Source organism: Rhizobium binae (assembly GCF_017357225.1).
GTDB lineage: Bacteria > Pseudomonadota > Alphaproteobacteria > Rhizobiales > Rhizobiaceae > Rhizobium > Rhizobium binae.
Window position 1 is genome coordinate 44024 of the sequence record NZ_CP071605.1, and the last position, 13177, is coordinate 57200.

12 protein-coding genes and 1 pseudogene are annotated in these 13177 nt (G+C 59.0%); 10 read left to right on the top strand and 3 right to left on the bottom strand.

Annotated features, from left to right (window positions below):
- Positions 1-278 precede the first annotated feature (278 nt).
- The 3 genes from J2J99_RS22195 to J2J99_RS22205 form a co-directional block, all read right to left on the bottom strand.
- The gene (locus J2J99_RS22195) at positions 279-1280 is read right to left on the bottom strand and encodes an IS30 family transposase (protein ID WP_168297903.1); all 1002 of its coding nucleotides are present in this window, start codon (positions 1278-1280) and stop codon (positions 279-281) included.
- A gap of 254 nt (positions 1281-1534) precedes the next feature.
- The gene (locus J2J99_RS22200) at positions 1535-2962 is read right to left on the bottom strand and encodes an ISNCY family transposase (protein ID WP_168312671.1); all 1428 of its coding nucleotides are present in this window, start codon (positions 2960-2962) and stop codon (positions 1535-1537) included.
- A 185-nt stretch (positions 2963-3147) separates the two neighbouring features.
- Entirely contained in the window at positions 3148-4149 is a 1002-nt protein-coding gene (locus J2J99_RS22205) for an IS30 family transposase (RefSeq protein ID WP_168297903.1), read from the bottom strand.
- A gap of 128 nt (positions 4150-4277) precedes the next feature.
- Here J2J99_RS22205 and J2J99_RS22210 point away from each other — a divergent pair, with 128 nt between their 5' ends.
- From J2J99_RS22210 to J2J99_RS22250, 10 genes and pseudogenes are all read left to right on the top strand, one after another.
- Entirely contained in the window at positions 4278-4724 is a 447-nt protein-coding gene (locus tag J2J99_RS22210; protein WP_168297905.1) for an amidohydrolase family protein, read from the top strand.
- 99 nt (positions 4725-4823) lie between these two features.
- Entirely contained in the window at positions 4824-5495 is a 672-nt protein-coding gene (locus J2J99_RS22215; protein WP_168297906.1) for a GntR family transcriptional regulator, read from the top strand.
- 94 nt (positions 5496-5589) lie between these two features.
- Positions 5590-6441, top strand: coding sequence for a transporter substrate-binding domain-containing protein (locus J2J99_RS22220; protein ID WP_168297907.1), 852 nt, complete (start codon positions 5590-5592; stop codon positions 6439-6441).
- 74 nt (positions 6442-6515) lie between these two features.
- A complete protein-coding gene (locus J2J99_RS22225; protein ID WP_168297908.1) occupies positions 6516-7229 on the top strand; it encodes an ABC transporter permease in 714 nt (237 codons plus the stop codon).
- Positions 7226-7918 (top strand): ABC transporter permease, encoded by a 693-nt coding sequence (locus tag J2J99_RS22230; RefSeq protein WP_168297909.1) that lies wholly within the window; start codon positions 7226-7228, stop codon positions 7916-7918. The genes J2J99_RS22225 and J2J99_RS22230 overlap by 4 nt, the downstream gene beginning before the upstream one ends.
- 38 nt (positions 7919-7956) lie before the next feature.
- Positions 7957-9549, top strand: coding sequence for a gamma-glutamyltransferase (ggt, locus tag J2J99_RS22235; protein ID WP_168297910.1), 1593 nt, complete (start codon positions 7957-7959; stop codon positions 9547-9549).
- 51 nt (positions 9550-9600) lie between these two features.
- On the top strand, positions 9601-10194 hold the full coding sequence (locus tag J2J99_RS22240; protein WP_168297913.1) for a cysteine hydrolase family protein: 594 nt from the start codon (positions 9601-9603) through the stop codon (positions 10192-10194).
- A 38-nt stretch (positions 10195-10232) separates the two neighbouring features.
- A pseudogene (locus J2J99_RS34735) lies at positions 10233-10367 on the top strand (aldo/keto reductase); the annotation flags it as partial.
- Between the two features lie 232 nt (positions 10368-10599).
- Positions 10600-12027 carry an amidase gene (locus tag J2J99_RS22245; RefSeq protein ID WP_168297915.1) on the top strand — a complete coding sequence of 476 codons (1428 nt, stop codon included), beginning with the start codon at positions 10600-10602 and terminating at the stop codon, positions 12025-12027.
- A gap of 183 nt (positions 12028-12210) precedes the next feature.
- On the top strand, positions 12211-13110 hold the full coding sequence (locus J2J99_RS22250) for a helix-turn-helix domain-containing protein (protein WP_168297918.1): 900 nt from the start codon (positions 12211-12213) through the stop codon (positions 13108-13110).
- The last annotated feature ends 67 nt before the right edge of the window (positions 13111-13177 follow it).

Below are 13177 nucleotides of genomic sequence, written 5' to 3' on the forward strand. Positions count from 1 at the left end.
AGCCTGGACGACGCTCAGGCGTTCGGCACGGATCTCCTGAATGACTTCGAGGCGATTCAACTCTTTCTGCGACATGGTGATCAAACAGGACATCACGACTCCGAACGCTGATGGTCTTCACCAGGCTGAAAGTCGTTATTCTTGCTCCTGACGTTGGCATTGACCAGCACGTCGAGAGGCGAGACTGTCGCATCTCTAACTGGCCCAACTGTCGCATTACCAAATAGCCGTGGAGAAGCTAACCCAAGTGCATCATGCCTGTCTTCAAGGGTAGGGGATCACGCCTGATCCTGCAAATGCTCCATGAACACCTCGGCCGGCGTCTTGTAGCCAAGGCATTTACGGGGTTGGTCGTTCAGATGACGTGCGAGTTGGATCAGGTCGCGTTGTGACACGGCGACGAGATCTGTAGCTCCAGGCATGAAGCGGCGAATGCGCTTGTTGGCGTTTTCCACGGCGCCCTTTTGCCAAGGCGCACTTGGGTCGCAGAACCAGCTATGCGCGCCGATCCCTTCTTCCAAAGCCCGGAATCCGGCAAACTCGGTACCGCGATCAAACGTGAAGCTCTGACGCGCAAAGGCCGGCAAAGGCGAAAAAGTTCTGATGATCTTGTCCATGATCGGGCGAGAATGCCGGCTTGGATTCTTGATGAGAACGGTGTAGCGGCTCTTGCGCTCGACGAGGGACGTGACATTGGCATGGCCGAGTGGACGCTCAAAGATGAGGAGGTCGCCCTCCCAATGCCCAAACTGCGATCTATCTCCAATAAAATCAGGACGTTGGGATATGCGGTGCGAGGCTGGAAACACACCGTCGCGCGGCTTCCTGGAGCGCAGTGGACGACGTTTGCGACGCGCTTCCGGTAGATACTGATAGAGGCCAAGCCCGTAATCTTCCTTGCTGTAAATGAAGCGGTAGATTGTCTCTTTACAGACGCGGACGAGGCTGCGCCCCTCCAACAACAGGCGCCCGGCAATCTGCTCCGGAGACCAGCGTGCCTCCAACTGGGTGATGATCTCCGTGCGTAAATTCGGGTGCCGCCGCAGCTTTCTCAGCCGGCGTCGCCGGTCCTTGGAGATATCGTGAGCTACCGTGCTGTAGTAGCCGTCGTAGTCCGGCAGTTCACGATCGCGGAACGTGTTGCGCTTGATCTCGCGGTAAATCGTCGAACGATGGCGGCCAAGCTGACGGGCCATTTCGTTGATGGGAACTTTTGCCGCCACCAGCTGATGTAGGCGTCGCCGGTCGGCGAGAGCAAGCTGCGTATAGCATCGGGACATGCCAAAATCTCCAAAGTGAAGCCGTTGAAATCATTGGCATGTCGCACTTGGAAATAGAATGTACCCCGCTACAACCCGTGTCAAAGCTGATTAGATGCGCAACGCTGTCAGCCATTTAGAAATGCGACACTCGGCATGTCCACTTGCGCTGAGGCAAGCCCCCGACCGGACCGGCTGGGCCGGGTTGCAAGGGAAGGGAGGGGCGGGTGAGGAGCACCCCTTCGGCTTTAGCTTTGAGACTATGAGTGCCCGATTTATTCCGCTGCCTCCAGCCGTGCCAGCGCCTTCTGCCTTTTTGCGATGACCTCCGGATCATTCATGAAGTCCGTCCGCCGGCCAGGCTTGCGGCCACGCTTCTGATAACCATTGCCCTGGCTGCCATCGGGAATACCGAACATATGATCCGTCTGGCCGGTGCGGCGAGGGCCGCTCTTGCTGCGTTGCTGTTCCCGCCCAGCCTGCAGCTCGGCGACGATGGAAAGCATGTCGTCGAGACGCTTGTTCTCGACAACCTCTGCCCGGTGGACCGACCGCAATGTATCGAAGGTTCTGTAGGGCAGGGTGAAGCTCTCGTGCATGATCTCGAGGCGGCCGTCCGGGTAGTCGCAGACAACGACCTTCTTACCCGCCAATGGCCTGGAAATCTCGGTCGGATCGAGAATGAACAAGACCTTGTCGTAACGGAGCGTCAGCGACTGCGACAGTGTGCGGACTTCCTTCCGGCACATGGCGCCATCGAGATTCTCATGGTCGGCCAGCGGTCGGTGCATGTCCTTCGGATTGCGCGGTTGCTTGCCGAACCGCGAATTGAAATCCGCAATGAACTCAGGCGCATAGGCATTGGCAGCTTCGATCGTATCGATGCCGCGAAGCCGCATCTCCTTGACCAGCCGATCCTGCAATGTCTGGTTGGCGCGTTCCACACGGCCCTTGGCTTGCGGAGTGTTGGCACAGATAATGTCGATGTTCAGCTCATAAAGCGCACGACCAAACTGCGTCAGGCCGCTCGTCCGGTCCTTCTCCGACGCATGGGTCGAACGAAAAACACCATGCTTGTCGCTATAGAAAGCCAGCGGTTTGCCCCATTGCTGCAGATAGGCTTTCGTCGCATGCAGATAATCGAACGTGTTCTCCGATCCGGCAAAGCGAAGATGTAACAGCTTGCCAGTGGCGTCATCGATATAGACGAGCAGGGCGCATTTGGGGCCGCGGTTCTCGAACCACCAGTGATGCGAACCATCGATCTGCACCAGTTCGCCAAAGCAGTCGCGCCGGCCGCGTGGCTGGAAAACCCGCTTCTTGCGCTCGCGACGCGAGATCCAGATGCCGGCCTCGGTCATCCATTGCCGCAGCGTCTCCTTGGCGACCGAAATATGATGCAGTTCGATCAGCTTCTCGCGAGCCAGCGTCGGACCGAAATCCAGATAGCGCTCCCGGATGAGATCCAGCGCCGCATTGCGAAACTCCTCGCTGTGGCGCCGGTTGCTCGGTTGTGATCGCTTCTTGGAAACAAGGCCGGCTGGACCATTCCGGTCATAAGCCTGCAGCAGCCGATGGACCTGACTTCGACTGAGGTCGAGCAGTTCGGCAGCCTGGACAACGCTCAGGCGTTCGTCACGGATCTTCTGGATGACTTCGAGGCGATGCAACTCTTTCTGCGACATGGTGATCATAAAGGACATGACGACTCCGACCGCTCATGGTCTCGACCAGGCTGAAGATCGTCATCCTTGCTCCCAACATTGGCTTTGACCAGTGCGTCGAGAGGCGAGACTGTCGCATCTCTAACTGGCCCAACTGTCGCATTACTAAATAGCCCTGGAGAAGCTAACCCAAGTGCATCATGCCTGTCTTCAAGGGTAGGGGATCACGCCTGATCCTGCAAATGCTCCATGAACACCTCGGCCGGCGTCTTGTAGCCAAGGCATTTACGGGGTTGGTCGTTCAGATGACGTGCGAGTTGGATCAGGTCGCGTTGTGACACGGCGACGAGATCTGTAGCTCCAGGCATGAAGCGGCGAATGCGCTTGTTGGCGTTTTCCACGGCGCCCTTTTGCCAAGGCGCACTTGGGTCGCAGAACCAGCTATGCGCGCCGATCCCTTCTTCCAAAGCCCGGAATCCGGCAAACTCGGTACCGCGATCAAACGTGAAGCTCTGACGCGCAAAGGCCGGCAAAGGCGAAAAAGTTCTGATGATCTTGTCCATGATCGGGCGAGAATGCCGGCTTGGATTCTTGATGAGAACGGTGTAGCGGCTCTTGCGCTCGACGAGGGACGTGACATTGGCATGGCCGAGTGGACGCTCAAAGATGAGGAGGTCGCCCTCCCAATGCCCAAACTGCGATCTATCTCCAATAAAATCAGGACGTTGGGATATGCGGTGCGAGGCTGGAAACACACCGTCGCGCGGCTTCCTGGAGCGCAGTGGACGACGTTTGCGACGCGCTTCCGGTAGATACTGATAGAGGCCAAGCCCGTAATCTTCCTTGCTGTAAATGAAGCGGTAGATTGTCTCTTTACAGACGCGGACGAGGCTGCGCCCCTCCAACAACAGGCGCCCGGCAATCTGCTCCGGAGACCAGCGTGCCTCCAACTGGGTGATGATCTCCGTGCGTAAATTCGGGTGCCGCCGCAGCTTTCTCAGCCGGCGTCGCCGGTCCTTGGAGATATCGTGAGCTACCGTGCTGTAGTAGCCGTCGTAGTCCGGCAGTTCACGATCGCGGAACGTGTTGCGCTTGATCTCGCGGTAAATCGTCGAACGATGGCGGCCAAGCTGACGGGCCATTTCGTTGATGGGAACTTTTGCCGCCACCAGCTGATGTAGGCGTCGCCGGTCGGCGAGAGCAAGCTGCGTATAGCATCGGGACATGCCAAAATCTCCAAAGTGAAGCCGTTGAAATCATTGGCATGTCGCACTTGGAAATAGAATGTACCCCCCTACAACCCGATGCGGCGTAATATGATTTATGGAACTGCCATGTGGGTTAGGATCTGGTAGTGGCCTATCTCATGCAACCCACCGTCCCCCCTGGCCAGATGGGCCTGCCACTCGAACCGACGCTGTCGCGCATCGGCCGCGAGAACTGGGCGCGCTCGTACGCTTGGCGCGCCATTCGCGACGCCGGCATCGACCTGATCTTTTCGACAGATTGGCCGGTTTCTCCAGTGTCGCCGATGCTGTCAATTCATTCCGCCATGACGCGTAAGCCCTGGACCGACGATCAGCCGGACAATCGGCAGACTCTTATGGAGGCGCTGGACGCCTATACTGTCCGGGGTGCCTATGCCGAATTCGCCGAATCCTGGAAGGGCCAGCTGAAACCGGGCTTCGTCGCCGACCTTGTCGTCTGGGATCACGATCTTCAAGCCATTGAGCCCGACGAAATGGTCAATGTTGCGTCGCGCTACACGATCTGTGGGGGGCGGCTCACCTACGCAGCGTGAGCCAAAGATGCAGGTCGAGACGAACTCGGTCAGGAAGCTTGACGAAGGGGAAGGCTCGTGATTGGATAAGTGGATACAAAAATACGGAACGATCCTTCGATGTCTTCCTCCATTGCCTCATTTGGACAGCATAGCTCGACGGCAGAGGAAGAAGCGTATCGACATATCCAGCAGGCCCTTCGGCTCGGCCGCTACAAACCGGGCGAACGGCTGATCCCTGAAGACATCGCAGCCGAGATCGGCATGAGCCGCATGCCGGTGCGGGAGGCGTTCCGGCGCCTTGCATCCGAAGGGTTGGTGGTTCTGCGTCCCAATCGCGGCTGCATCGTCGCCGGGCTCACGGTTGATGAACTCTACGAGATTTTCGAAATGCGGTCCGTGTTGGAGGGGCTTGCCGTCAGGTTGTCGATGCCGCGGATCGACGACGACGAACTCGATGACTTGGAACGCCTGCTTGACCGCATGGAGCGCGCTGGCCAGAGCGGAAGCAATGATTGGGTGGTCCGGCACCAGGAATTTCACGGCAAGATATGTGCGCTGAGTCATAGGCCCAAGCTTGTCCACCAGATCTCGGCACTGCACGTGGTGATCGAACCCTATATGCGCATCTGGTTCGACTATATCGAGAAGCCGCTTTCCGCTCGGGAAGAGCATGCCGCACTGATTGCGGCTTTGCGTTCCGGCGACGCGCCCCACGCCGAACAGGTGATGCGGGATCATATTCTCGGCACGGCGCCAATGCTGGCCGAGTTCGTGACTCCGGGCGAGTGATCAACGCCGACCGGAGAGAATGGCCCTAGACCGGCAATCAGATCGGTATGGGCGACGGGAACAGCTAGATAAGAGTTAAAATAGGGGAACTGACATGAAAATTCATCGACTGGCCGCGGTCGCGGCAGTACTCGGCATGCTCGGCTTTGGCCAGACCGCCCTCGCCCAGGACGCTCCAAAGGCCATAACCATCGCGACGGAGGGTGCCTATGCGCCCTGGAATTTCACCAATGCCGACGGCAAACTGGACGGGCTCGAAATCGAACTGGCCAATGATCTCTGCGCGCGCATGAAGATCACATGCACGATCATCGCGCAGAACTGGGACGGACTTATTCCATCGCTGAAGGTCGGCAAGTTCGATGTGATCATGGCCGGCATGTTCATCACGCCAAAGCGGCTTGAGACCATAGACTTCACCCAGCCCTACGCGGTCGACCCGGGTGGGTTCGCGGTCGCCAAGGACAGCGAGCTCGGCAAGCTCGGCCTGTCCGCGGAAAAGTTCAATCTGGACGACGAGGCCGCATCCATGGCCGCGATCGAGAAGCTGAAGCCGCTGCTGAAGGGTAAGGTGGTCGGCGTACAGTCGGCCACTATGATGGGGGAGTTCGTAAAGAAATATTTCGGCGACACCGTGGAAATCCGTGAATACAAGACGACTGAGCAACATGACCTCGACCTCGCCGCGGGGCGGATCGACGCTATTTTTGCGCAGCAGACGGCGCTCACCGCGACACTCTCGAAACCCGAATTTGCCGATTACACCTTGGCCGGACCCGGCTTTGTAGGAGGCATATTCGGACTGGGAACAGGCGCTGGCCTGCGCAAGGAAGATACGAAGCTCAAGGAGATGCTGAATACCGCAATAGACGAGGCGATCGCCGACGGCACCATCAAGCGGATCTCGGAGAAATGGGTGAAGACAGATGTGACACCGGTCAAGTAGGCGCGGGCGGACCTGCCCGGCGGAGCGGCGCCGGCCGTTTGCGCCGGGCAGCGCGCTGAAAGGCTAGGACTCACATGATCAACCTTATGCATCTTTTGGGCTTGGAAAAGGGAGGCTGGGGGGCTGCTCTGCTTCTCGCATCCAGTGTTACGCTTGCGCTTTCCGTTCTGGGCTTTCTGCTCGGCGCGGTGTTTGGTGCCGCGGCAGCTGCAGGCCGGCTCTCTTCTCGCGGCGTCCCCGCTTGGCTCGCCCATGTCTACGGCACCGTATTTCGCGGTGTGCCCGACTTGCTGACGATATACCTGCTCTACTACGGCGGCAGTATTGCACTGACGCAGATTGGCAAGTTTTTGGGCGCTGCCGGCTTCGTCGGGCTCCCGACTTTTGCGACGGGCGTCCTCGCGATCGGCGTCATATCGGGCGCTTACCAGGGGGAGGTCTATCGCGGCGCCTACCAGGCCGTGGACCGCGGCCAGTCCGACGCCTGCAAGGCGCTTGGCCTGTCCCGATCTCAATCGCTGCGCCTCGTCATCGTACCGCAACTGATGCGCCACGCCCTGCCGGGGCTCGGCAATGTCTGGCAGTTGGTGCTCAAAGACTCGGCGCTGATCTCCGTCATCGGCCTCGTCGAACTGATGCGCCAGGCGCAGATCGGAGCCGGCTCGACGCGGGAACCTTTCATCTTCTATGTCGCCGCCGCCGCGCTCTACTTCGTTATCGCCGCCGTAACCGCTTCCGTCTTCCGGTATGGCGAGGCGCGGGCCTGGAGAGGCATGGTCCACGCATGATCGACGTCGCCTTCTTTCTGCAGATCATTCCCGTCCTGCTTGCTGGCCTGCCTTTGACTCTGCAGCTGACTGCAGCCTCGATGGGCATCGGTTTCCTAATGGCCCTGCTGCTCGCACTCGCCCAACAGGGAAATCGCCGGATCGTGGTCTTGCCCATCCGTGCCTTCGTTGCAGTCTTTCGCGGAACACCCCTGCTGGTGCAGATCTTCCTCATCTATTATGGTCTCGGTCAGTTCCGGCCGTGGCTTCAAGCGCTTGGAACCTGGTCATTGTTCCGCGAGCCTTACTGGTGCGCCATCATCGCGCTCAGTCTGAATGAAGCTGCCTATGGAAGCGAAATTCTGCGCGGCGCGATAAAGGCTGTGCCGCGCGGCCTGGTCGAGGCCGCTACGGCCTCAGGCATGTCGAAGCTTCTGACGCTGCGCCTGATTGTGCTGCCTCTGGCCCTGCGCCAGGCGATCCCGAATTACAGCAACGAGATCATCCTCATGGTCAAGGGCACGTCGCTGGCCTCGATCATCACCCTCATGGAGGTCACCGGCATCGCTCAAGACCTGATCTCGCAAACCTATCGCGCCGTCGAGGTCTTCGTCGCAGCCGGCGCCATCTATCTCACCCTCAACTTTGCAATCATCTCGGCGCTCAATGCGCTCGAAATCCGGCTCACGCCCTATCGGGCGCGAGCCTGAGGCATGCCCTGCCGCCACTGACGAGGAGAATGAACCAAATGCGCAACTTTGAGAAGCCGACACGATCCGTTGCCGTGTCGCGCCACGCGATGGCGGCGACCTCGCACCCTTCAGCGACGCTTACGGCGCTGCAGGTCATGGAACGCGGCGGCAATGCCATGGATGCCGCCATTGCCGCCTGCGCGGTGCAATGCGTCGTCGAACCGGGCTCGACCGGCATCGGCGGCGACTGTTTCGCACTCTATGCGCCCGGCGGATCGGACAAGGTCATTGCCTACAATGGCTCGGGCCGCACCCCTGCCGCGCTGATGGCCGACTGGTTTGACGAGCGAAGGCTGACGGAGGTACCACGCCAGTCACCCGCTGCGGTCACCATCCCCGGGGCGATCGACGCATGGACACGCCTGCACTCCGATTACGGCCAACTCCCTTTCGCTGACGTGCTGGCGCCGGCCATCCGCCTTGCCGAAGGTGGTTATGCGATCACGCCACGCGTCCATCGCGATTGGTCGTTGGAAGAAAAACTGCTTGCCGCCGACGCGACGGCAGCGCGGATCTTCCTTCCTAGCGGGCGGGCGCCAAAGATCGGCGAGGTGCATCGTCAGCTGGAGCTGGCGGAAACCCTGAAGCGCGTCGCCGCCGAGGGGCGCGATGGCTTCTATGGTGGCCCCGTCGCCGAGGACATAGTCGCCTATCTGCGTTCCCTGGGCGGGCTTCACACGATGGAAGACTTTGCCAACGCGCGCGGGGAGTATGTAGCCCCTGTCACCACCGACTTTCGCGGCTATACGATTCACGAATGCCCGCCCAACGGCCAGGGCATCATCGCGCTCCTGATCCTCAATATCCTGAGCCGCTTCGACGCTCACGGCGACCCGCAATCGCCGGACCGGCTGCATATCGAGATCGAGGCAACACGCCTGGCGTATGCCGCCCGTGACGCCTGGATCGCCGATCCGGACAAGGCGAAAGTACCAGTCGATGAGTTGCTGTCGGATGCGCTGGCCGACAGGCTCGCGGCGATGATCGACTTGAAGAAAGCGCTGACCGACCTGCCGCCGTTCGAAATGCCGCTTCATCGCGACACCGTCTATATCTCGGTCGTCGACCGTGACCGCAATGCCGTGAGCTTCATCAATTCGATCTTCGACAGTTTCGGCACGGGCCTCGTGGCGCCAGGTTCTGGCGTTATACTGCACAATCGCGGCCAGAGCTTCTCGGTTAAACCCGGTCATCCAAACTGTGTTGGCCCCTCGAAGCGACCACTGCACACGATCATCCCGGGCATGATGACCCGCAATGGCCGGGTGGAGATGCCCTTCGGCGTGATGGGCGGCTATTATCAGGCGCTTGGCCATGCGCATTTGATCTCCAAGGTTCTCGATTACGGGATGGATATGCAGGAGGCGATCGATATGCCGCGCGTAATGCCGACATCCGATGGAACGAGAGTGGAGGCCGAGCACACGATTGATGGCGCAACCAAAGCCGAACTCGAACGGCGGGGCTTCACCTTCTCTCCCGCGGGGGACCCGATCGGCGGCGCGCAGGCGATCCAAATCGACTGGGAGAACGGCACACTGATCGGCGCATCGGAATCACGGAAAGACGGCATTGCGCTGGGAATCTGAGGATTTTGGGCCTTCACAACTATGTTGCACCAGCTCAGCGGAAGGAACGACATGGCGCGCGCAATCCTTGTGATCGACGTTCAAAAAGCCTATACCGATCCGGCTTCGCCCTTGCATTGCGTCGGCAATGCCGACGTGATCGCCAACATCAACGCTATCGTGGCCGCGGCCGAAACGGCGGGCGACCTCGTGGTTCACATCCGCCATGTCCATCGTGCGGATAGCTCGGATGCCGGCCGAATGTTCGATTTCAGTGGCAAGGTGGGCGAACTCGGATTTGTCGCGGGGACCGAAGAAGTCGATGATGACCCGAGACTCAGGATTTCCACTGGCGCCCTGACGATCAGCAAGCAGCGCTATTCCAGCTTCGTGGGTACAGGGCTCGACCGGATGCTGCGGGAAAGGTCGATAAACCGGATCGTGGTGACCGGATTCATGACCAATTTCTGCTGCGAGGCAACCGCGAGGCATGGGCACGACCTTGACTATTTCGTCGATTTCCCCGTCGACGCGACCGGGTGCCCCGACCTGTCGGAAACGGCAACGCAGGACACGATCAAGGCAGGCACAGCCGCGACCCTGGCCGCAGGCTTCGCAAGAGTCATGACGACAGCGGAATGGCTGACAGTATTCCAAGCCCGATGAGTGGACACTAAGCACCTCCGGTTCCACACTTTGAACGGATGATAGAACTGGGCCATTCCGGCCTCTCCATCGCTCCCTTGATACGGGGCGACAATGTCCTCGGCTGGACGTCGACGAACAGACGGGTTTTCCGCCTACTCGACGCCTTCGTCGATCACGGCTTCGCCGCGCTGCGGCTAACTGCCGAGGATCTTACGCAACTTCCGCCTGATGCACCAATCGCACCTGGCGAGAATTACGTCCAACCAGAAGGGATGCACATTCCTTTGAGGGCCTAAAAAATAGGCGCGACCACCAAACGGGGGAGGATAGAGAGCGATAATCCGACAATGCTACCAGAGCAATTTATTTGATCCGCTGTTTCGCCCAAGCTGCGATCAGAAGGCCATCGTGTGGAGCGTAAGAATGAGCGATTTGGAACTCTGTTATTTGCCGGCCACCGAAGCCCTCGCCGCCTTTCGAAACGGAAGTTTGTCACCCGTCGAGCTTCTGAAGGCACAGTTGGCGCGCATTGCTGAGATCGGCTCTGACATTAACGCGTTTTCATTCCTCTATGCGGACGAGGCCATTGCCGCGGCAAGAGAGGCTGAGCGGCGATACCGCAGCGGCGAACAGGTGCGGCCACTGGAGGGTATTCCGGTGGCCATCAAAGATGAGAGCCTGATTGCCGGCAAGATCACGACATTTGGTTCGTTGATCTTCAGAGAGGAGGTCGCTTCTGTCACATCACCGGTGAACGAGCATCTGATCAACGCCGGGGCGGTCATCATTGGCCGAACCACAACACCTGAGTTTTCATGCGCCGGCTTTACTCATTCGCGCCTGTGGGGCGTTACACGCAATCCCTGGAACCGTGAGTTCACCACCGGCGGCTCCTCCGGCGGTTCCGCGGCGGCGCTGGCAGCGGGGTTCACGACGCTCGCTTCCGGTTCAGACATCGGTGGATCTATTCGCATTCCTGCGTCGGCTTGCGGATTGGTCGGCTACAAGCCGCCCTATGGCCGGAATGCCGATCTTGCTCCCTTCGGCTTCGATTTTTACAACCATCCCGGCCCGCTTGCTCGCACCGTTGCCGACTGCATCCTGATGCAAAACGTTATGAGTGGGCCTCACCCCCTCGACGTGGTCTCTCTCCGGCCGAAAATCGAAATAGCGAACCAACCTGCAGACCTGAAATCGAAGCGGATCGCCTACTCTATCGATCTCGGCTTCAAACAGGTGAGCGAGGATGTGCGGAAGAATACCCTAGACGCAATTGGCCGTCTCAGAGACATGGGCGCCGAAGTCGTCGAGGTCGATCTCGGCTGGACCCTCAGCGCGGAGGAAGCGGCGCGAGATTATCTCGCGTCAATCTTCGGGACATGGGTCGCGCAATATCTCGACACGCATGGCGACGAGCTAAGTGGCTATACCCGCTCCTTCGCCCAAAGTGCTCGTACTAAGGGAATGAGAGAGTACCTGAGATCTCTCGAAGTCGCCGGCGAGATGTACGGGACTTTCGGCCCGATGATGGAGAACTTTGACGCCTTCATTTGCCCAACCCTGGCGCTCCCGGCCGTCAGCGCGGATTTCGAGCCTTCGAACGGACTTCAGATCAACGGTCAGGATGTCGAGCCGATGCTCGGATGGTTGATGACCCATCCCTTCAACACGCTCAGCCGTTGCCCGGTCGTCAGCGTGCCCTCGGGGCGCGCTCCAAGCGGAGTGCCCACGGGAATTCAGATCGTTGGCAAGACCTATTGCGATCAGGACGTATTGAGCATCGCGCTTGCTTATGAAGCCGAAATCGGAGCATGGTACGGGAGCAACGAGCGACGTCCGATACTTGGCTAGTCGCATTTCTGGTTATGATGGCTACGCGGCCATGCTGGGCCCGGCCAAAGCAGTTCGTAGCGAACGCCATTTCCCGGCTTTGTTTACTAGACGACCGAGCTGGTGCAGTATCGCAATGCTGGAGCTTCTTTCACGCATAGGCTTGACCGGGTTTATCAAAGTGTAACTGGAGGTACGCGGGACGTGTATTTTGAGACCACCTTCCATGACGCGGTGGAGCAGGAAACGTCCTTGCCGGGCTGGCGGCAAGAGTACCGACAAGTATCCACCGGCGGTTATGACGGTCGAACGGCTGCCATCCTGCTCCCCGGTGTGGAGATCTTGCGCGAGACCATCAGTGTCGGCACAGAGCAAGCGTTTTCCGCGCCCGAAGGAAGCGTGATCTTCTATTACTACCCGAAACTCGATGAAAGTGAGTTGGCTCGCGGCGAGAAAACGCTCGGCCTCTCGGGCTTCGCTCTCAATTGGACCAATCGCATCGGCTTCATGGATGCTGGTAGTGATTTGCTGATGCTCGTTCTGAGGCGCGACGCCATATGCGATGAAGACCACAGTAGCAAAGCGCACCTTGTCGAAGCTCCATTGGAACATGCGGCATTTCTCGCAGATTGGCTGTTATCGCTGCTCCAAGCGGCGAGCCAACAATCATATCCTTACGCCAGGAAAAACGTCGATGACGTGCTCGCGGACGTCATCACGGATCGTTTCGAGTTTCTTTTCCAGAAAAGCGTCGTTCGCGAAACACCTCAAATAGCCGAGGCCGAAAGAATCTATAAGAGAATTCGCGATAGGATTTTCGATGCGCCGGACAGGCCGCACACGGTGAGATCGCTATCGCGTGACCTCGGTGTGTCGGCCTTCAATCTCAGGGCTTCCTGTCAGAGCTTCTCGCAGATACCTCTCGACAAAATGCTGACCTTGCTCCGGCTTAACGGCGCGCGTCGCGACTTGCTGCACGCCCGTTGCGCGCCGCGGAAAGTTTCGGACATCGCCATGGACTGGGGCTTTTTTCACTGGAGCCGCTTTGCATTCCGTTATAGGTCGCTTTTCGGCGAGGCGCCGTCTGAAACGCTGAGGGGTTAGAATTCGGCAGGTACTCGCCATTACTGGGCTTGCTCTGCTCCTCACCATGCATCGGCACACGAGACAT